Origin of the sequence: Pantoea sp. EEL5 (assembly GCF_049892805.1) — a bacterium.
Lineage (GTDB): Bacteria > Pseudomonadota > Gammaproteobacteria > Enterobacterales > Enterobacteriaceae > Pantoea > Pantoea ananatis.
This window is the reverse complement of record NZ_JBNDNJ010000001.1, coordinates 1999099-2018847: the sequence shown is the minus strand read 5'-3', so window position 1 is coordinate 2018847 and position 19749 is coordinate 1999099. Positions and strand designations below refer to the sequence as shown.

Sequence of the window (19749 nt, the reverse complement as noted above, 5' to 3'; positions counted from 1 at the left end):
GTGAAAACGCTGCTGATAAAAGATCCTTCAACAGGACTGGCTTCTGCCTACATGGCAAAACAACGTCTGGCCGCTGCGGCTGCTCAGGCTGGTATAACGCTAACCGAAAACCCGGCCGAGGCCGAACTGGTGATCGTCACCGGTAAAACAGTACCAGAGGATGCCGCGCTGACGGGGAAATCCGTGTGGCTGGGCGATGTGCAGCAGGCAGTCAGTGAACCTGAACTGTTCCTGAATCGTGCCAAAGCCGAAGCGAAACCCTGGCAAGCCAGCGTGGCAGCACCTGCTGCCGTTGCCGCTGTGCCAGCGAATGGGCCAAAACGTGTGGTTGCTGTGACCGCTTGCCCAACGGGCGTTGCGCATACCTTTATGGCGGCCGAGGCAATCCAGGCGGAAGCGACCAAACGCGGCTGGTGGGTTAAAGTTGAAACCCGTGGCTCTGTAGGGGCCGGTAACGCGATCACCCCTGAAGAAGTTGCCGCAGCCGATCTGGTTATCGTGGCCGCGGATATCGAAGTGGATCTGGCTAAGTTTGCGGGTAAACCGATGTACCGCACCTCAACTGGTCTGGCACTGAAAAAGACCGCGCAGGAGCTGGATAAAGCCGTGGCAGAAGCGAAGCCTTATAAACCTTCTGGCGCGCAAAACAGTTCTCAGGAAGAGAAAAAAGAGGGCGGCGCGGGGGCTTACCGTCACCTGTTGACCGGCGTCTCCTACATGCTGCCCATGGTGGTGGCGGGTGGCTTGAGTATCGCGCTGTCTTTTGCGTTTGGTATCACGGCCTTTAAAGAGCCCGGTACGCTGGCCGCTGCCCTGATGCAAATCGGTGGCGGGAGTGCCTTTGCACTGATGGTTCCGGTTCTGGCGGGCTTTATTGCCTTCTCAATCGCGGATCGTCCTGGTCTGACGCCTGGCCTGATTGGCGGTATGATCGCCACCAGCATCAACGCGGGCTTCCTTGGCGGCATCATCGCCGGTTTTATTGCGGGTTATGCGGCCAAACTGATCAGCGGTAAGGTGAAGTTGCCACAGAGTATGGAAGCGCTAAAACCTATCCTGATTATTCCGCTGTTTGCCAGCCTGATCACCGGCTTGCTGATGATCTACGTGGTAGGTAAACCGGTCGCGGGCATCATGAGCGGTTTGACCAGCTGGCTTGCTAACATGGGTACCGCGAATGCAATCCTGCTGGGCGCTATCCTGGGTGGCATGATGTGTACCGATATGGGTGGTCCTGTTAACAAAGTTGCTTACGCATTTGGCGTCGGCCTGCTGAGTTCACAAACCTACGCACCTATGGCCGCAATTATGGCTGCCGGTATGGTGCCACCGCTGGCGATGGGGCTGGCGACGCTGGTTGCGCGTCGTAAATTTAACAAAGGTCAGCAGGAAGGCGGTAAAGCCGCGCTGGTTCTGGGTCTGTGCTTTATTTCAGAAGGTGCGATTCCGTTTGCGGCCCGTGACCCGATGCGCGTCCTGCCATGCTGTATCGTCGGTGGCGCAGTAACCGGTGCCGTTTCCATGGCGATTGGTGCCAAGCTGATGGCACCGCACGGTGGCCTGTTCGTCCTGTTAATCCCGGGGGCGATTACGCCGGTCGTGGGTTATCTGATGGCGATTTTGATTGGTACCGCGATTGCCGGATTAGGCTATGCAGTACTGAAGCGCCCGGAAGAAGAGCTGGCGAAAGCCTGACAGGTAAGACGACAAAGGAGCCGCAAGGCTCCTTTTTCTTATTTCTTAACGTTGTTCTGACTTAAGCCAGGCAATTTCATCTTTCCAGATATCCGGATTAATGGTCTCCAGAATCAGCGGAATACCATCGAAACGCGAATCCTTCATCATCCAGCTAAAGGCGGTTTTACCGATATTCCCCTCACCCAGGCTGTGATGACGGTCAACCCGGCTGCCCAGCGTACTTTTGGCATCATTCAGGTGCATCCCGCGAAGATAGTTAAAACCCACCACGCGCTCAAATTCGGCAAAGGTCTCCGTGCAGGCGGCTTCACTGCACAGATCGTATCCGCCCGCGAAGGCATGGCAGGTATCGATGCAAACGCCGACGCGCGACTTATCTTCGACGTGTTCAATAATGGTCGCCAGATGTTCAAAGCGGAACCCCAGGTTGCTGCCCTGACCGGCGGTATTTTCGATAACGGCGGTCACGCTGTGGGTTTGATCCAAGGCGATGTTAATTGACTCGGCGATGCGCTTTAAGCAGGTCAGCTCATCAATTTGCTGTAAATGACTGCCCGGATGAAAATTCAGTAGCGTCAGCCCCAGCTGTTCCGCGCGCTGCATTTCATCTACGAACGCATCGCGCGATTTTTGCAACGCGTCCATGACCGGATGCCCCAGGTTTATCAGATAGCTGTCGTGCGGCAGAATCTGGCCCGGTCCAAAATGATATTTCTCACAGGCAGCGCGGAAGGCGGCGATGGTTTCGTCTGACAGCGGGGCGGCTTTCCACTGACGCTGGTTCTTCGTGAACAGCGCAAAAGCCGTGGCTTCCAGTTCGTGGGCGCGGAGGACCGCCTGATCCACACCACCCGATGCGCTGACGTGCGCGCCAATATACTTCATGCCGTTCTCCTGAAGGATTTAACTCAGATTGAACGGCATGATACACGATGGCGCTGTGGCAAAGCGCGGTGCGCAGGAAATTTTTAGCGAGGTCAGGAGGGGGCATTATCAGGAATACAGCCGTGCCACAAAGGGCTCGCTGTTTTCACCCGAATACGCGAAAAGTCTCAGAAAAGGGGCCGGGCGTGAGGCGAAACCGGCCGGTGCCGAATCGACCTTGTCTGTCGGAAGAAGACAACGCAGCGGATCAGTGGCGGAGTTTCGCCAATTCGTCTTCGGTCAGGCCGGTCATTTTAATCACGGTCGGGCGATCAAGGCCGTTATTTAACATGGTCTGGGCAATCTTCAGCGCTTCTTCCTTCCTGCCTTTTTCAATGCCTTTTTGTTCCAGCTGTTCTGCAATGGTCATCAGAGCCTCTCCGTGTTGCGGCACCCGCTGTGCCAGCTTATGAACAAAGGTTTGCGCATCTGAAGCTTCGCCCACCTGTATCATGTAGTTTACCAGCGATATCACCAGCGATGAAGAGAGATGTTTATGCAGAAGAAGGCTGACCAGGCTGTCAATCAGGGCTGTCAGGTTTCGCTGGTGGATATGCTTTTGCAGTAAGGTTAAGGCGGCCATGCTGCGATGGTGTGCAATCTCCTCGTCAGGGATAATCGTCACATCAACCAAAGGGAAAGCCGTGGTGTACAGTGCGCTCGCGATGTCCGATCGGGCAAATTCATCGAGCCAACAGAGGGAATAAGGATACGGGCTGCGTGCTTACGCCATGAGGTGCTGGACCAGCAGATTAATAGTACCGCCACCCACAATCAGCCAGACAAATACCAGTGCTCCTAACAGCACAGGCTTAAATCCGGCAGCGCGCAGGGCAGTAAAGCGGGTAGTTAAGCCCAACGCTGCCATTGCCATGGTCAGCAGGATCCCGCCGAGGGTATTTAATGTGTTAACCCACCCGGCCGGCAACCAGTGCAGGGAGTTGAACAGAGCGACAGCAACAAACATTAAAGCAAACCACGGAAAGGTGACCGGCTGTGCGCTATGCTGTGCTGTCTGTTCACGTCGCAGTACACCGCTCAGCAACAGTAAAAACGGAGCCAGCATCATCACCCGGAGCATTTTCGCAATGACTGCGCTGCTCTCGGTTTCGGGCGCAATGCTGTGTCCGGCGGCGACCACTTGGGCCACTTCGTGGATCGTCGAACCGGTGAAAACACCAAACTGTGTCAGACTGACGGCAGGGAAAAGATGATGAACCCATGGCCACAGCAAGGGATAAACAAAGATCGCCAGGGTGCCAAACAGCACGACCGTTGCCACGGCCACCGCCACCTTTGAGGGGGCCGCTTTCACGACTGGCTCTGTGGCCAGTACGGCAGCGGCACCGCAGATGCTGCTCCCCGCACCGATTAACCACACGGTGTCACGATCGAGCCTGAGCAGGCGCCTGCCCAGCAGGCAGGTTATAAAAAACGTGCTGCTCAGGGTCAGTACATCAATAACGACGCCGCTCAGGCCGACATCCGTGATTTGTTGTAAGGTGATGCGAAATCCGAACAGTATCACGCCCAGCCGGAGCAGTTTTTGTTTGGCCAGCAGTACGCCAGCGTCGCACTGACCGGCCATCGGGGAATAAACACTGTTCCCGATAATGATGCCCAGCATAATGGCCAGAGTTAACGAACCCAGCCCCAGACGCGAGACGGCAGGTACCTGCGCCAGCAGCGCCGTGACGCTGGCAAGGGTACCGCATAGCAACAGGCCTGGCAGCCATTGCTGCACAGTGTGAGATTTTGAAATGCTGATGTCGGCCATGATTACGCTCCTGGTTGAGCACGCATCATCGCGCCAGGTTTGTTAAAAGTGAAATTGATTATATATTTATAATCTACCGCTATAAGTGATAAGGCAGGATATATGCTGTTCGCACGACTGGGGCGCTTCATCACGCTCATCAAAAGAGATGTTTTAACGCTCGCCTATGCCTGCCGCGATCCCCGAACGCCGCTGTGGTGTAAAGGCGCGGCCGTGGGACTCATGGCGTACGGCATCAGCCCCATTGATGTGATCCCTGATGTCATCCCGGTCGTCGGGCTACTCGATGATGCAGTGATCATTCCCACCGGCGTCATGTTGCTGCTGAAAATGTTACCCACGGAAGTGCGCGCCAGCAGCGCAGAGCGTGCCCGGCAGCAGCGTGCACGCGGTAAAACCCTGTTCGGTGTGCTGGGTGTGGTTTTTCTGCTGTGGATAGCCCTGATGGTTTACCTCTTACAGCGTTAGATTCAGGAGTCTCCATGCACATTACACTGCGACAAATCGACGTTTTTACCGAAGTGCTGAAAAGCGGCTCCACCACGCAGGCTTCTCAGGTGTTGGCCTTGTCCCAGTCAGCCGTCAGTGCGGCACTCGCCGATCTGGAAAACCAGCTTGGCGTTCAGCTTTTCGACCGTGTAGGTAAGCGACTGGTAGTGAATGAACACGGCCGGTTACTTTACCCGCGGGCCGTGGGCCTGCTTGAACAGGCGACGGAAATCGAACAGCTGTTTAAAGAAGATAACGGGGCTATCCGAATTTATGCCAGTAGCACAATCGGGAATTACCTGTTGCCGGGGATGATTGCCGGCTACCGCCGTGATTTCCCGACCTTACCTTTAGAGCTGAGCGTGGGAAACAGCCAGGACGTGATCATGGCCGTGTCTGAATTCAGGGTTGATGTCGGGTTAATCGAAGGTCCCTGTCATATGACGGAACTGGTAAGCGAGCCCTGGCTTGACGATGAGCTGGTGGTGTTTGCCGCGCCGGATGCTGCCATTTTACAGCAGCCGGTGACGCTGGCATCGCTGGCGGAGGCCACCTGGATTCTTCGCGAACGGGGTTCAGGGACGCGCGAAATCGTTGATTACCTGCTGCTGTCTCATCTGCCGACCTTCCAACTGGGCATGGAACTGGGCAACTCCGAAGCGATCAAACATGCCGTGCGTCACGGCATGGGCATTAGCTGTTTATCCCGTCGGGTTATTGCCGACCAGCTCAGTGCCGGAACGCTCATTGAGCTGAATACGCCTTTGCCCAATTTGACGCGTACGCTTTACCGTATTCATCACCGGCAAAAACATATCTCAAAGGCGCTGTCACGGTTTTTGTCCTACTGCCGGGAATAACCGCAGGGGGAGGCTGATGATGAAATAAGCGGTTCAACCCCTTGAAATTCAGGGAGACAGGCGCTGCCGCTAATAATCTGCCGCCTATCATGAAGGTAACTTATATCAACGCAGCATTCGCTATACAGTGCGGCCTTTGCTGCTACAATCGCGCCTTATTTTTACCCAGCGTAATGTTTACACATGCATAATGACACAAAAACAACACAACAACCTGCGTTACGACGCGATCTAAAAGCGCGTCACCTCACCATGATCGCCATTGGCGGTTCAATCGGTACAGGCCTCTTTGTGGCATCAGGTGCCACCATCTCTCAGGCCGGTCCAGGCGGCGCGTTACTCTCCTATGTTCTTATTGGTTTGATGGTTTATTTCCTCATGACCAGCCTGGGTGAACTGGCGGCATTTATGCCGGTATCCGGTTCTTTTGCTACCTACGGTGCGAAATACGTCGAAGAAGGCTTTGGTTTTGCCCTTGGCTGGAACTACTGGTACAACTGGGCGGTTACGATTGCCGTTGACCTGGTGGCTTCCCAACTGGTGATGAATTACTGGTTCCCGGACACGCCAGGATGGATCTGGAGCGCTCTGTTCCTGAGCCTGATGTTCCTGATCAACTACATCTCGGTGAAAGGCTTCGGCGAAACGGAGTACTGGTTTTCGCTGATCAAGGTTGTCACCGTGGTGATCTTTATCGTGGTTGGCGTACTGATGATTGTCGGGATTATGCGCGGCGCTGAAAATGCGGGCTGGCATAACTGGCAGGTCGGTGACGCGCCATTTGCGGGCGGTTTCGCCGCGATGATCGGCGTGGCGATGATTGTCGGCTTCTCCTTCCAGGGCACTGAACTCATCGGTATTGCGGCGGGGGAATCAGAAGATCCGGCGAAGAATATTCCTCGCGCAGTACGTCAGGTGTTCTGGCGTATCCTGCTCTTCTATGTGCTGGCTATCCTGATCATCAGCCTGATTTTGCCTTATACCGATCCGCAGCTGTTACACAATGATATTAAAGATATCAGCGTCAGTCCGTTTACGCTGGTGTTCAAAAATGCCGGTCTGCTGTCAGCGGCGGCGGTGATGAACGCGGTCATTTTAACGGCGGTATTGTCCGCGGGTAACTCCGGAATGTACGCCTCAACGCGCATGCTTTATAACCTTGCACGCGAAGGCAAAGCACCGCGTATCTTTGCCCGCCTGTCAAAAGGTGGCGTCCCCCGTAATGCCCTGTGGGCGACCACGGTGGTGGCTGCTCTGTGCTTTTTAACCTCGAAATTTGGCAATCAGGAAGTCTATCTCTGGCTGTTGAATACCTCAGGCATGACCGGCTTTATCGCCTGGCTCGGTATTGCAATCAGCCACTACCGTTTCCGTCGGGGTTACGTTGCGCAGGGCCACGATCTTACTGCGCTGCCATATCGTTCCGGCTTTTTTCCCGTTGGACCGATTTTTGCTTTTGTCCTTTGTCTGATTATCACTCTGGGCCAGAATTATCAGGCGTTCCTGCAGGATAAAATCGACTGGTACGGCGTGGCGGCTACCTATATCGGTCTGCCTCTGTTCCTGCTGATCTGGCTGGGTTACAGGCTGGTGCGGGGCGGTCGGATCGTCAAATATACTGAAATGGAATTTCCCGTCTATAAAGAGTAACAATGCCTGAAAGCGCCCGGTGAACGCCGGGCGTTTTTTAAGCTTACGTCATCACTGTTAACATTCCATGAATTGATAATTATTATCACCTGCACTATTGTGGCTGCGTTTTTAATTCTGGAGCCATTACTGGGTTGAATCATGACAACGGAATCCTCGTTGATCGGTGCTGAAGCGGATCATCAGCACACATTAAAAAATTATCATCAGGTTGTGCGCCGCCGAATCTTCTGGCTGGGTGCGCTGCTGATAGCGATACTCGCCTCACTCGTTCTTGATTTTACGCTCGGTCCGGCAGGGCTCTCTTTGTCCGTGTTGTGGCACACGCTGCTCTCTCCTGAGAGCGTCGATGCAGGTACCCGCGTAATCGTCTGGGATATTCGCCTGCCTTATGCCTTGATGGCGATTGTTGTTGGCCTGGCGCTGGGCCTCGCCGGCGCCGAAATGCAAACGATCCTGAATAATCCGCTCGCCAGTCCGTTCACGCTGGGCGTGTCTTCTGCGGCGGCGTTTGGTGCAGCACTGGCGATTATTCTAGGCGTAGGGATTCCGGGCATCTCCGGGCAGTGGTTTATCTCGGCCAACGCCTTTCTGTTTGCCCTGTTTGCCGCGTTGATGCTGGATGGCATTACGCGATGGACTCAGGTGTCATCGTCCGGTGTGGTGCTGTTTGGTATCGCCCTGGTGTTTACTTTTAACGCCCTGGTTTCAATGATGCAGTTTATTGCCAGCGAAGATACGTTACAGGGGCTGGTGTTCTGGACCATGGGCAGCCTGGCGCGCGCCTCCTGGGAAAAGCTGGGCGTACTAAGTGCGGCCTTTGCGCTGCTGGTTCCCTTCTCTATGCTCAGCAGCTGGAAACTTACCGCGTTGCGCCTGGGTGAAGACAGGGCGATCAGTTTTGGTATTGATGTTCGTCGTTTACGCCTGGCCACGCTGCTCCGTATCAGCGTACTGTCCGCGCTGGCCGTCGCCTTCGTCGGACCGATTGGCTTTATTGGGCTGGTGGCACCGCATATTTCCCGCATGATGTTTGGTGAAGATCATCGCTTCTATTTGCCGGCCAGCGCGCTGACCGGTGCCCTGGTGTTGTCGCTGGCTTCTGTGGCGTCGAAAAACCTTATTCCCGGCGCCATCGTGCCGGTGGGCATTGTGACTTCGCTGATTGGCGTACCGTTCTTCCTGAGTATTATTCTGCGTCACCGGGGGACAGTATGAGGGAGCAAGGATTAAGCCTGCGCGGCTTCACGACCGGTTATCCCAAACACCAGGTCATTGAAAACCTGAATGTGGCGCGCCTGCCGCGTGGGGAAATTACGGTTCTGCTAGGACCGAACGGCTGTGGCAAATCTACGCTGCTGCGTGCGCTGGCCGGACTGAATAAAGGGCAGGGCGAGCTGTGGCTCAACGGGGAAGACCTGATGACCCAGCCTTTCGCCCAGCGTGCCAGACAGGTCGTGTATCTGCCCCAGTCGCTGCCGGCTGGCGTTCATCTGCACGTGCTGGAGTCCATTATCGTGGCACAGCGCGCCTCCAGTGGTTTACATAGCGCCGCCAGCGAGGCGGACGTGATGGCGCTGCTGGAGCAACTGGGCATTGCGCATCTGGCCATGCGTTACCTTGACCAGCTCTCCGGTGGACAGAAACAGTTAGTGGGCCTGGCGCAGTCGCTGATTCGTCGGCCTGCGCTGCTGCTGCTGGACGAACCGCTCAGCGCGCTGGATTTAAACTACCAGTTCCACGTGATGGATTTGGTACGGCGTGAAACCGCGCTGCGCAATATGGTCACGGTGGTGGTGGTGCACGATATCAATATTGCCTTACGCCACGCTAAGCATGCGGTGATGCTTAAAGCGGGCAGGTTAATTGCCGAAGGCACGCCGGATAGCGTTATCACCCCAGCAACCCTGGCGCAGGTTTACGGCGTACAGGGCCGCATTGAGCACTGTTCACGCGGTACACCGCAGGTCATGATTGACGGGCTGGTACAGGAAGGACTGTCTTGAAATCAGGGGATTGCACTGGCAATCCCCTGTGTGAGATCACCCTACCAGCAGGTGTTGCGCATGGAAGCGCAGGTGATCTTCGACAAAGCTGGCAATGAAGAAGTAGCTGTGATCGTAGCCAGGCTGGATGCGCAGGGTCAACGGGAAGCCCATTTCCTGCGCGATCGCTTCTAAGCGCTCCGGCTGCAGTTGATCCGCCAGGAACTGATCGCTGTCGCCCTGATCGATCAACAACGGCAGACGATGCTGAACCTCCCGCATCAGCTGGCAGCTGTCGTAGGCGAGCCAGGCCTGGCGATCGTCCCCCAGATAGGCCGTGAATGCTTTCTGGCCCCAGGGAACCTCACAAGGGTTAACGATGGGCGCAAAGGCGGAAGCCGACGCAAAGCGGTTTCCCAGACGTAATGCCAGCATCAGCGCACCGTGTCCGCCCATGGAGTGGCCCATTATCGACTGACGTTCACTGACCTTAAAGTTATCGGCAACCAGCTCAGGCAGCTCGTCACTCAGGTAGTCGAACATACGGTAATGATCCGCCCAGGGCTGTTGCGTGGCGTTGAGGTAAAAACCTGCGCCCTGGCCCAGGTCATAGCCTTCGTCATTCGCAACCTGCTCACCGCGTGGGCTGGTGTCCGGCATGATTAACACCAGGCCCAGCTCGGCAGCGACACGCTGTGCGCCAGCCTTGGTGGTGAAGTTCTCGTCGTTGCAGGTCAGGCCCGCCAAAAACCACACCACCGGCGGCGGGGAATCACCGCGCGGACTCGGCAAATAGATACTGAACGTCATCGGGCAATGAAGCACCTGAGACTGATGACGCCAGCGCTGCTGCCAGCCGCCAAAAATACGATGCTCTTCCAGCAGCTCCAGAGTAGATGTCATAGATAGCGCCCCCGGTTACTTGTTAAAATGCACGACGGAGCGGATCGATTTCCCTTCATGCATTAAATCAAAGGCGTCATTAATCTCTTCAAGCGGCATGGTATGGGTAATGAAATCGTTCAGCGCGAATTTCCCATCAAGATAATCCTGCACGATACCGGGAAGTTGTGAACGGCCTTTCACGCCACCGAAAGCAGAGCCACGCCAGACGCGGCCGGTTACCAGCTGGAATGGACGCGTTGAAATCTCCTGACCTGCGCCTGCAACGCCGATGATCACCGACTCGCCCCAGCCCTTGTGACAGCACTCCAGAGCAGAGCGCATCACATTGACGTTACCGATACATTCAAAGGAATAATCCACGCCGCCGTCGGTGAGTTCAACAATCACGTCCTGAATAGGCTTGTCATAGTCTTTCGGGTTAATCAGATCGGTGGCACCCAGCTTACGCGCCAGATCAAACTTACTGGTGTTGATATCAATACCAATAATGCGGCCCGCTTTGGCCATTTTCGCGCCGATAATCGCCGACAGACCAATGCCGCCCAACCCAAAGATGGCAACGGTATCGCCTTCTTTAACCTTGGCGGTGTTCATCACTGCGCCCATACCGGTGGTTACGCCACAACCCAGCAGGCACACTTCTTCCAGTGGCGCTTCTTTACTGATTTTCGCCAGGGAGATTTCAGGCACGACGGTATATTCAGAGAAGGTTGAAGTGCCCATGTAGTGGAAAATCGGCTTGCCGTCTTTAAAGAAACGCGTGGTACCGTCAGGCATCAGACCTTTGCCCTGCGTGGTGCGGATGGCCTGACACAGATTCGTTTTACCGGACAGGCAGAACTTACATTGACCACATTCTGGCGTGTAAAGCGGGATCACGTGATCGCCCACTTCAACGCTGGTCACGCCTTCGCCGACCGCTTCAACAACGCCACCGCCTTCGTGACCCAGAATCGCCGGGAACACGCCTTCAGGATCGCTGCCGGACAGCGTATACGCATCCGTATGGCAGACGCCGGTGGCGACGATACGTACCAGCACTTCCCCTTTCTGCGGCGGCATAAGATCCACTTCTTCGATTTTTAGCGGTTCACCTGCGGCCCAGGCTACGGCGGCACGGGTTTTGATCATGTTCATGCAATCCCTCTTCCAGTCAGATTGTGACGCGATGTGGCGTCTGGATGGTCGTGATAAGTTAAAAATAGCGCGGAAACTCTATTCCGCCGCCTGCAATGGATGCATCAGCTCGTCATTGAGCGGACGATCGTGAAATTGTTCAATAATAAGATACTTTAGCGCCTCAACGTTGGGCGTGAAGGCATCGCGTCGCCACATCAGCCAGGTGGCGGTGTTGCGATATTCAGCCGGCAGGCTGTGTACCTGAACACGGGCGCGGTCTGGCATCTGTTTCAGCACCGACGCGGGAATCATAGCCACGCCCGCGCCGCCTGCGACACAGGCCAGCATGGCATGGTAAGACTGAATCTCCATCACGCTGTGAGGCGCGGCCTGGCTGTCGCGGTACCAGGCTTCAAGTTTAACCCGGTAAGAACAGCTGTTGCGAAAGGCAAACAGAGTATCGTCTTGCGTGTCGCGCGCGCAGGTTACCGGGATATGATCAAGATCGGTGATCAAGACCATCTCCTCGCGAAATGCAATACAGCCATTCAGATCGTCGTGCTGAACCGGGCCATCGACCAGGGCCGCGGCCAGCGTGCCTTCACGTACTCGATCAATAATTTCCCCTGAGGTGCCCGTGATCAGCGATAAGGCGACAGCAGGAAAACGCTGATGGAAGGCAGCCAGAAGGCCCGGCAGGCGCGTCGCGGCGGTACTCTCCATCGAGCCAAGTGCAAAATTCCCGCCGGGTTTACCCGCTCGGGTCATATTTAATGCTTCATCACTCAGGGCCAGAATACGCTGGGCGTAGTTAAGGAAATTATGGCCCATGGGTGACAGGCGAATGCGCTGTTTTTCGCGAATAAACAGATCGACACCCAGTTCCTCTTCCAGCTGACGCAGACGCGTCGTGAGGTTGGAGGGAACCCGATGCAGTTGTTCCGCAGCACGGGCCAGGGAACCGCTTTCTGCCACGGAACAGAACATACGTAACTGAACTAAATCCATAGTGTTCTCTTCCTGTAAACAAGTTGCTTAAGATTATTCACTTTTTGTGAGTTTAAGCATCGTTCATGCTATAAGCAAGTTTCTGTGTAAAAAACTGAGGTGGCAGATGGCGTTTCGCGTGGCAATAAGTGCATTTTTGACGTTGTTTGTTGTAATGGGAATCGGGCGCTTTGCCTTCACTCCGCAGGTTCCCCTGATGATTCAGGCGCACCAGTTAACGCTGACCAGCGCCAGCCTGGTGGCGGCGTTAAACTATCTGGGCTACCTGTGCGGGTCTTTCGATGCCATGCGCGCACGCCATAAGGTCGCGTTGCGTCTGCAACTCGGAACGTGGGGTGCCGTGGTGCTGACGGCACTGTCGGCCTTTGCCGACGGGCCGTGGTGGCATGGCGTTATTCGCTTTGCCATCGGCTGGGCCAGTGGATGCGCCCTGGTGCTGGCGGCGGCGTGGAGCAACGAGCAGTTGCATCAGTATGGTCGTCCGGGGCTGTCGGCAGCCGTCTTTGCCGGACCGGGTGCAGGCATTTTTATCAGCGGTCTGCTCGCGGTGAGCTTGCACAGTTATCAGGTCTCAGCGGCGCTGGCCTGGTGGGTTTATGCCGCGCTGGCGGCGCTATTGGTGGCGCTCATTAGCCGAAATCTGCCGCGCAAGGGTGAGCTACATCGTCCGGAGCAGGCACCGCCGTCGCTGGTGCTGACCCGTAACCTCCGGCGGCTGGTCCTGAGTTACAGCCTGGCGGGCTTTGGCTATATTCTCCCCGCGACATTTCTTTCACAAATGGCTGCAGTGCGTTTTCCAGGCAGTGCCATGGCACAGTTTGTCTGGCCGATATTCGGCGGTGCGGCGGTCATCGGTATTGTTCTGGGCATTGTCACGCGCAAGACGGGGAGCAGTCATGCCCGCCTGGCGGTGGCCCTGTGGGCACAGGCGCTGGGTGTGCTGGCGGCCGCATTGCTACCGGGATTCAGCGGGCTGCTTATTGGTGCGCTACTGGTAGGGGGCGGCTTTCTGTGTGTGGTACAGCTGTCTTTGCTCTGTGCCCGTGAACTGGCACCGCAGCATATGCGGTATATGGCCGGCCTGCTGACAACCGGCTACGCAGTTGGGCAACTGGCAGGGCCCATGCTCTCCTCGCTGTCAACGCTGTTTCTTCATCGTCTCGAACCCGCACTGTGGGTGGCAGGGGCCAGTCTGATCGTCGCAGGGCTTCTGGTCTGGCGGCGGGAGGCGTGAAAAGCTTTCATCTCCAATCGGATTGATTGCTGGATTCCCTGCACAGAAAGTTTCACAATACGCACTCAGAAATATGACCCGCTGGCAACAGACGGCGGGCGCAACACCTGTCGGAGAAGAGTAAGATGAGCACCTTGAGTCAGGAAGCTGCACTGGTCCACGAAGCGCTGCTGGCGCGTGGGCTGGAAACGCCGCTGCGCGCACCCACGCGTGAAATAGACGATGAAACGCGTAAGAGCCTGATTGCAGGCCATATGACGGAAATCATGCAGCTGCTGAATCTGGATCTTGAAGATGACAGCCTGATGGAAACCCCGCATCGCATCGCCAAAATGTATGTCGATGAGGTCTTTTCCGGTCTCGATTATGCCAACTTCCCCAAAATCACGCTCATCGAAAACAAGATGAAAGTGGATGAGATGGTGACGGTTCGCGACATTACGCTGACCAGCACCTGCGAACATCATTTTGTGATTATCGACGGGAAAGCCACCGTCGCGTATATCCCTAAAGATAAGGTGATCGGCTTATCCAAGATCAACCGCATCGTGCAGTTCTTCGCGCAGCGGCCTCAGGTGCAGGAGCGTTTAACACAGCAGGTCCTGCTGGCGCTGCAAACGCTGTTGGGAACGAATAACGTTGCCGTTTCGATCGATGCCGTTCACTACTGTGTGAAAGCGCGCGGCGTGAAGGATGCCACCAGCGCCACGACCACGACCTCGCTGGGTGGGCTGTTTAAATCCAGTCAAAATACCCGTCAGGAATTCCTGCGCGCGGTGCGTCATAACTAAATCTGACGGGCGGGCGCGACGGTCGCCCGCCTGAGACATCAGGATCCCACATGCAACGCTACCTCGTGCTGGATTTTATTCGGGGCTGTGCCATTCTCGGCATTCTGTTGTTAAATATTATTGGCTTTGGTTTACCTTCTGCTGCCTACCTTAATCCTGCCTGGCAGGGCAGCATCACACTTTCTGATGCCTGGACGTGGGCTATTTCCGATGTCTTTGCCCAGCTTAAATTCCTGACGCTTTTCGCTCTGCTGTTTGGAGCAGGCCTGCAGATGCAGCTGTCACGCGGTAGCCGCTGGCTGACTGCCCGTTTATCCCTGTTAGTGATGCTGGGATTGATTCACAGCGTATTTATCTGGGAAGGCGATATCTTGCTGGATTACGGCATTATCGGGCTGGTTATCTGGCGTATGCTGCGCGATGTTCCCTCTACCCGGGGGTTAATTAACACCGGAATTCTGCTCTATCTGATGGGATGCGCCGTGTTGCTGGTATTTGGCTTGATCTCCAGCCCTGAACCGTCGCCCTCATGGCTCCCGGGCGCTGCAGAGATCCAGTACGAGCAGTTCTGGAAGCTCACGGGCGGTCTGGCCGCCGTGCAGATTCGTTTAGATCACCTTTCTTCGGGATTGATGGCGCTGGTGGCCCAGTACGGCTGGCAACTGGCGGGACTGATGATGCTGGGGGCGGCGCTGGTGCGCAGCGGATGGCTGAAAGGAACCTTTCCGCTACAGCACTACCGACGCGTTGCCGCGCTGTTGCTGCCGCTGGGTTTGCTGATGGCGGCGGCGGGCGTTGCCGCACAGTGGTGGGTTAACTGGGACTACCGCTGGAGCGCGTTTTATCTGCAACTGCCGCGCGATCTGGCCAGTCCGCTCATCAGCCTCGGCTATACGGCATTGTGTTTCGGCTTTTGGTCTTCTGTCCAGCGCTGGCGGCTGAGCTATGCCATTCGTTGCGTAGGTCGAATGGCGCTCAGCAACTACCTGTTGCAATCCCTGATCTGTACCACGCTCTTTTATCGCTTCGGCGAGTTTATGCATTTCTCACGCCTGCAGCTGGTGATGCTGGTGCCAGTCATCTGGTGCGTTAACCTGCTGTTTTCCGTGCTGTGGCTGCGTTACTTCCCGCAGGGCCCCCTCGAATGGATCTGGCGTCGTCTGACGCTGATTGCCGCAGGCGCACCGTCCACTTCCCCCTCTGAAAGATAATGACCGCCATCACAAAGGTTACAGAATTGTATGTAACCGTTTTCATTGATGTGACGTAATTCACGCTGTGTGGCGATCTTCCCTGACAAAATAGCGCCGGTGTTGTAACTGGCGTAATGCCTTATCTCTCTGGAAGTGCTGCATGATAACGATTCGTGATGTTGCGCGTCAGGCCGGTGTGTCAGTGGCCACCGTTTCGCGCGTACTAAATAACAGCAGCGCGGTCACCGCTGAAACACGTGACGTCGTGTTACAGGCGGTTGACGCTCTGGGCTATCGCCCAAACGCCAACGCTCAGGCGCTGGCTACCCAGGTGAGTGATACCATCGGGGTGGTGGTTATGGATGTTTCCGACCCCTTTTTCGGCGCGCTGGTGAAGGCGGTAGATACCGTGGCACAGCGCGTGCACAAGCATGTTCTGATCAGTAACTCCTGGCACCATGAAGAAAAAGAACGCCACGCCATTGAAGTGTTGATACGCCAACGCTGCAATGCGCTGGTGGTGCACGCGAAAACGCTTTCAGACGCCGAACTGGCCGATTTTATGAGCCAGGTGCCCGGTATGGTGGTGATTAACCGTAGCGTGCCGGGTTTCGAGCATCGCTGTGTCAGCCTTGATAATGTAACGGGCGCATTGATGGCCTCAAGAATGCTGCTGCAACAGGGGCATTGCCGCATTGGCTATTTGTGTTCCAGTCATCCCATTGAAGACGTTACACAGCGGCGTGAAGGCTGGCTGCAGGCCCTGGCAGAGCAGGGGATTCGTCCGCAGGAAAGCTGGATAGCCAGCGCCGAACCCGACATGCAGGGCGGCGAAGCCGCAATGGTTGAACTGCTGGGGCGTAATCTCAATCTGAGCGCCATATTCGCCTATAACGACAGCATGGCGGCAGGCGCGCTTACGGCCCTTAAAGACAACGGAATTCAGGTCCCTCAGCATTTTTCCGTAGTGGGCTTCGACGATATTCCGATTTCCCGATACACCGATCCGCAACTGACCACCGTTCGCTATCCCATTGTTTCAATGGCAAAACTTGCCACCGAACTGGCGCTTCAGGGGGCCGCGGGCTGTATCGACAGCAGTGCAAAACACATCTTTATGCCGACGCTGGTACGCCGCCATTCCGTAGCGCAAAAGCAAATTGTGGAGTCCGTCACTAATTCAGGCGATTCCACGATGTAACCGTTTTCAATCTGTGATTGTATTCACAGTTAATTAACATTGCTATCACTATGATGGCAGCGTCTTACAGTACTGAAACATTATGTAACGCCACTCTCCTGTTGAGGGCACCGGCCTGGTCGCCGGTTTACATGGTTCATGACACGCACTATGGATGCAGTAGCCTACACGGAAGTCACGGAAGTTGAGTTTTGCATGGCACAGCAGTGGCTCAGCCTGATAGAGAGCGCATCCTGCCTCGCCGAATAATTCTACCTGATGTTCTAACGCCATCTGCGCGGCAGAACAAAAAAAGACCCTGCAAAAAAACCGGAGATACCATGAATAAGAAGGTTTTCACGCTCACAGCACTGGTTGCCAGCATGATGTTTGGTGCAACGGCGCATGCCGCTGACACGCGTATCGGCGTAACCATTTACAAATACGACGACAACTTCATGTCGATGGTACGTAAAGATATCGAGAAAGAAGCCAAGACGCTGGGCGGTATTCAGCTGCTGATGAATGACTCGCAGAACGACCAGTCTAAACAGAACGATCAAATTGACGTGCTGATGGCAAAAGGCGTGAAAGCGCTGGCAATTAACCTGGTCGATCCGGCGGCGGCCGCGGTGGTTGTCCAGAAAGCCCGTGCTAACGACATTCCCGTGGTGTTCTTCAACAAAGAGCCAAACGCGAAAGTGCTGGCCAGCTATGACAAAGCTTATTACGTGGGGACAGACTCAAAAGAGTCTGGTGTGATTCAGGGCAAACTGATTGAGAAGCACTGGAAAGCAACCCCGGCCTGGGACCTGAATAAAGACGGTGTGATTCAGTTCGTTCTGCTGAAAGGCGAGCCGGGTCATCCGGATGCGGAAGCGCGTACCAAATACGTTATCGATACGCTGAACAAAGACGGTGTTAAAACCCAGCAGTTAGCGATGGATACGGCAATGTGGGATACCGCTCAGGCGAAAGATAAGATGGACGCCTGGCTGTCAGGCCCTAACGCCAAGAAAATCGAAGTGGTTATCGCCAACAACGATGCCATGGCAATGGGTGCCGTAGAAGCGCTGAAAGCACACAACATGTCTTCCATCCCTGTCTTCGGTGTGGATGCGTTACCTGAAGCACTGGCGCTGGTTAAGTCAGGCGCAATGGCCGGTACCGTGCTGAATGACGCGGAAAACCAGGCGAAAGCCACCATCGACATGGCCAAGAACCTTGCAGATGGCAAACCGGCGACGGCAGGCACCAACTTCAAGATGGTTGATAAGATCGTACGCGTACCTTATGTACCAGTTGATCAGGAAAACCTGTCTCAGTTCCAGAAATAACTCTTTGCAGACGGGCGCGGCAGCTGCTGCGCCTTTTTTATGTCATCACCGTTTTGTAGCCAGGTAAATTATGGCCAGTGATAATACGACCGCGCAGCGCGAATATCTGCTGGAAATGACCAACGTCAGTAAATCATTTCCCGGCGTGAAAGCTCTCGACAACGTTAATTTAAAAGTGCGGCCTCACTCCGTTCATGCACTAATGGGTGAAAACGGCGCTGGTAAATCGACATTGTTAAAGTGTTTATTTGGTATCTATAAAAAAGATACAGGCAGCATTCTTTTTCAAGGGCAGGAAATAGATTACAAAAGCTCCAAAGAAGCGCTGGAAAACGGCGTGTCGATGGTGCACCAAGAATTAAACCTGGTATTACAGCGTACCGTGATGGACAACATGTGGCTTGGGCGTTATCCACGCAAAGGCTTTTTTGTCGATCAGGACAAAATGTACCGTGATACCAAAGCGATTTTCGACGAGCTGGATATTAATATCGATCCGCGTGATAAAGTCGCCCATCTCTCCGTCTCGCAAATGCAGATGATTGAGATTGCCAAAGCATTTTCCTATGACGCCAAAATCGTGATCATGGATGAACCGACTTCTTCGTTAACCGAAAAAGAAGTTAATCATCTGTTCACGATTATTCGTAAGCTCAAAGATCGCGGCTGCGGAATTGTTTATATCTCGCATAAAATGGAAGAAATTTTCCAGCTGTGCGATGAAATTACCATCCTGCGTGATGGCCAGTGGATTGTGACTCAGCCGCTTGAAGGGCTGGATATGGATAAGATCATCTCCATGATGGTTGGGCGCTCTCTCAGTCAGCGCTTCCCGGATCGCACCAATGTTCCGGGTGAAACCATTCTGGAGGTGCGCAATCTGACCTCGCTGCGTCAGCCCTCAATTCGCGATATTTCTTTTGATTTACGTAAAGGGGAGATACTCGGCATTGCCGGGTTAGTGGGTGCAAAACGTACCGATATCGTTGAAACGCTGTTTGGCATTCGCGAAAAATCGGGCGGCACAATTAAACTGCATGGTAAAACGATTAACAATCATACCGCCAATGAAGCCATTAACCATGGTTTTGCGCTGGTAACTGAAGAGCGTCGTTCTACCGGTATTTACGCTTTTCTGGATATTGGATTTAATTCCCTGATATCCAATATCAAAAAATATAAGAACAGTATTGGTCTGCTGGATAATAAACGCATGAAAAGCGATACCCAATGGGTTATCGACGCTATGCGGGTAAAAACGCCAGGGCATCATACGCAAATTGGTTCACTTTCTGGTGGTAACCAACAGAAGGTCATTATTGGTCGCTGGTTGCTGACTCAGCCTGAAATCTTAATGCTTGATGAACCCACGCGCGGTATTGATGTGGGGGCCAAATTCGAAATTTATCAGCTGATGGCTGAGCTGGCGAAGAAGGAAAAGGGCATCATTATTATCTCTTCCGAAATGCCAGAGTTGCTGGGCATCACCGATCGTATTCTGGTAATGAGTAACGGTCTGGTCGCCGGCATTGTTGATACGAAAACGACCACGCAGAACGAAATATTGCGTTTAGCGTCATTACACCTTTAATGAAGTA

The 19749-nt window shown here is 54.6% G+C and carries 17 protein-coding genes and 1 pseudogene; 12 read left to right on the top strand and 6 right to left on the bottom strand.

The features are described 5' to 3' along the window. A complete protein-coding gene (gene fruA, locus ACPXSQ_RS09545; RefSeq protein WP_014605420.1) occupies positions 1–1695 on the top strand; it encodes a PTS fructose transporter subunit IIBC in 1695 nt (564 codons plus the stop codon). 45 nt (positions 1696–1740) lie between these two features. Here the strand turns inward: fruA and nfo are convergent, their stop codons facing one another. The 3 genes and pseudogenes from nfo to ACPXSQ_RS09530 all read right to left on the bottom strand — a co-directional run bounded on the left by nfo (position 1741) and on the right by ACPXSQ_RS09530 (position 4399). Then, positions 1741–2583, bottom strand: a complete 843-nt coding sequence (gene nfo, locus ACPXSQ_RS09540) for a deoxyribonuclease IV (protein ID WP_013026435.1) — start codon at positions 2581–2583, stop codon at positions 1741–1743. 247 nt (positions 2584–2830) lie between these two features. Then, a pseudogene (locus tag ACPXSQ_RS09535) lies at positions 2831–3343 on the bottom strand (Rpn family recombination-promoting nuclease/putative transposase); the annotation flags it as partial. A 3-nt stretch (positions 3344–3346) separates the two neighbouring features. Then, the gene (locus ACPXSQ_RS09530) at positions 3347–4399 is read right to left on the bottom strand and encodes a YeiH family protein (protein WP_014594116.1); all 1053 of its coding nucleotides are present in this window, start codon (positions 4397–4399) and stop codon (positions 3347–3349) included. A gap of 102 nt (positions 4400–4501) precedes the next feature. On the opposite strand from ACPXSQ_RS09530, the gene ACPXSQ_RS09525 reads away from it, so the two are divergent. From ACPXSQ_RS09525 to ACPXSQ_RS09505, 5 genes are all read left to right on the top strand, one after another. Then, positions 4502–4867, top strand: a complete 366-nt coding sequence (locus ACPXSQ_RS09525) for a YkvA family protein (protein ID WP_013026432.1) — start codon at positions 4502–4504, stop codon at positions 4865–4867. Positions 4868–4881: 14 nt separating this feature from the next. Next, complete coding sequence (yieE, locus tag ACPXSQ_RS09520) at positions 4882–5748, top strand: DNA-binding transcriptional regulator YeiE (RefSeq protein ID WP_014594115.1); 867 nt, start codon at positions 4882–4884, stop codon at positions 5746–5748. Between the two features lie 183 nt (positions 5749–5931). Further along, the gene (locus ACPXSQ_RS09515) at positions 5932–7398 is read left to right on the top strand and encodes an amino acid permease (RefSeq protein WP_014594114.1); all 1467 of its coding nucleotides are present in this window, start codon (positions 5932–5934) and stop codon (positions 7396–7398) included. A gap of 141 nt (positions 7399–7539) precedes the next feature. Beyond that, positions 7540–8616: a FecCD family ABC transporter permease gene (locus ACPXSQ_RS09510; RefSeq protein WP_013026429.1), complete on the top strand. Its 1077-nt coding sequence runs from the start codon at positions 7540–7542 to the stop codon at positions 8614–8616. After that, complete coding sequence (locus ACPXSQ_RS09505; protein ID WP_014594113.1) at positions 8613–9404, top strand: ABC transporter ATP-binding protein; 792 nt, start codon at positions 8613–8615, stop codon at positions 9402–9404. The genes ACPXSQ_RS09510 and ACPXSQ_RS09505 overlap by 4 nt, the downstream gene beginning before the upstream one ends. Before the next feature lie 36 nt (positions 9405–9440). Here the strand turns inward: ACPXSQ_RS09505 and fghA are convergent, their stop codons facing one another. The 3 genes from fghA to ptrR form a co-directional block, all read right to left on the bottom strand. Continuing rightward, positions 9441–10286, bottom strand: a complete 846-nt coding sequence (gene fghA, locus ACPXSQ_RS09500) for an S-formylglutathione hydrolase (protein ID WP_013026427.1) — start codon at positions 10284–10286, stop codon at positions 9441–9443. Between the two features lie 15 nt (positions 10287–10301). Beyond that, complete coding sequence (locus tag ACPXSQ_RS09495; protein ID WP_013026426.1) at positions 10302–11426, bottom strand: S-(hydroxymethyl)glutathione dehydrogenase/class III alcohol dehydrogenase; 1125 nt, start codon at positions 11424–11426, stop codon at positions 10302–10304. 78 nt (positions 11427–11504) lie between these two features. Further along, on the bottom strand, positions 11505–12416 hold the full coding sequence (gene ptrR, locus ACPXSQ_RS09490) for a putrescine utilization regulator PtrR (RefSeq protein ID WP_013026425.1): 912 nt from the start codon (positions 12414–12416) through the stop codon (positions 11505–11507). Positions 12417–12522: 106 nt separating this feature from the next. On the opposite strand from ptrR, the gene ACPXSQ_RS09485 reads away from it, so the two are divergent. The 6 genes from ACPXSQ_RS09485 (at position 12523) to mglA (ending at position 19742) form a co-directional block, all read left to right on the top strand. Next, complete coding sequence (locus tag ACPXSQ_RS09485; RefSeq protein WP_014594112.1) at positions 12523–13650, top strand: YbfB/YjiJ family MFS transporter; 1128 nt, start codon at positions 12523–12525, stop codon at positions 13648–13650. 125 nt (positions 13651–13775) lie between these two features. Then, positions 13776–14441, top strand: coding sequence for a GTP cyclohydrolase I FolE (folE, locus tag ACPXSQ_RS09480; RefSeq protein ID WP_014594111.1), 666 nt, complete (start codon positions 13776–13778; stop codon positions 14439–14441). Positions 14442–14491: 50 nt separating this feature from the next. Continuing rightward, positions 14492–15652 (top strand): DUF418 domain-containing protein YeiB, encoded by a 1161-nt coding sequence (yeiB, locus tag ACPXSQ_RS09475; RefSeq protein ID WP_022623414.1) that lies wholly within the window; start codon positions 14492–14494, stop codon positions 15650–15652. 142 nt (positions 15653–15794) lie between these two features. Continuing rightward, a complete protein-coding gene (gene galS / locus ACPXSQ_RS09470) occupies positions 15795–16835 on the top strand; it encodes an HTH-type transcriptional regulator GalS (RefSeq protein WP_013026421.1) in 1041 nt (346 codons plus the stop codon). 320 nt (positions 16836–17155) lie between these two features. Next, entirely contained in the window at positions 17156–18151 is a 996-nt protein-coding gene (mglB, locus tag ACPXSQ_RS09465) for a galactose/glucose ABC transporter substrate-binding protein MglB (protein WP_013026420.1), read from the top strand. A 70-nt stretch (positions 18152–18221) separates the two neighbouring features. Continuing rightward, the gene (gene mglA, locus ACPXSQ_RS09460; protein ID WP_029570284.1) at positions 18222–19742 is read left to right on the top strand and encodes a galactose/methyl galactoside ABC transporter ATP-binding protein MglA; all 1521 of its coding nucleotides are present in this window, start codon (positions 18222–18224) and stop codon (positions 19740–19742) included. Positions 19743–19749: the final 7 nt, after the last annotated feature.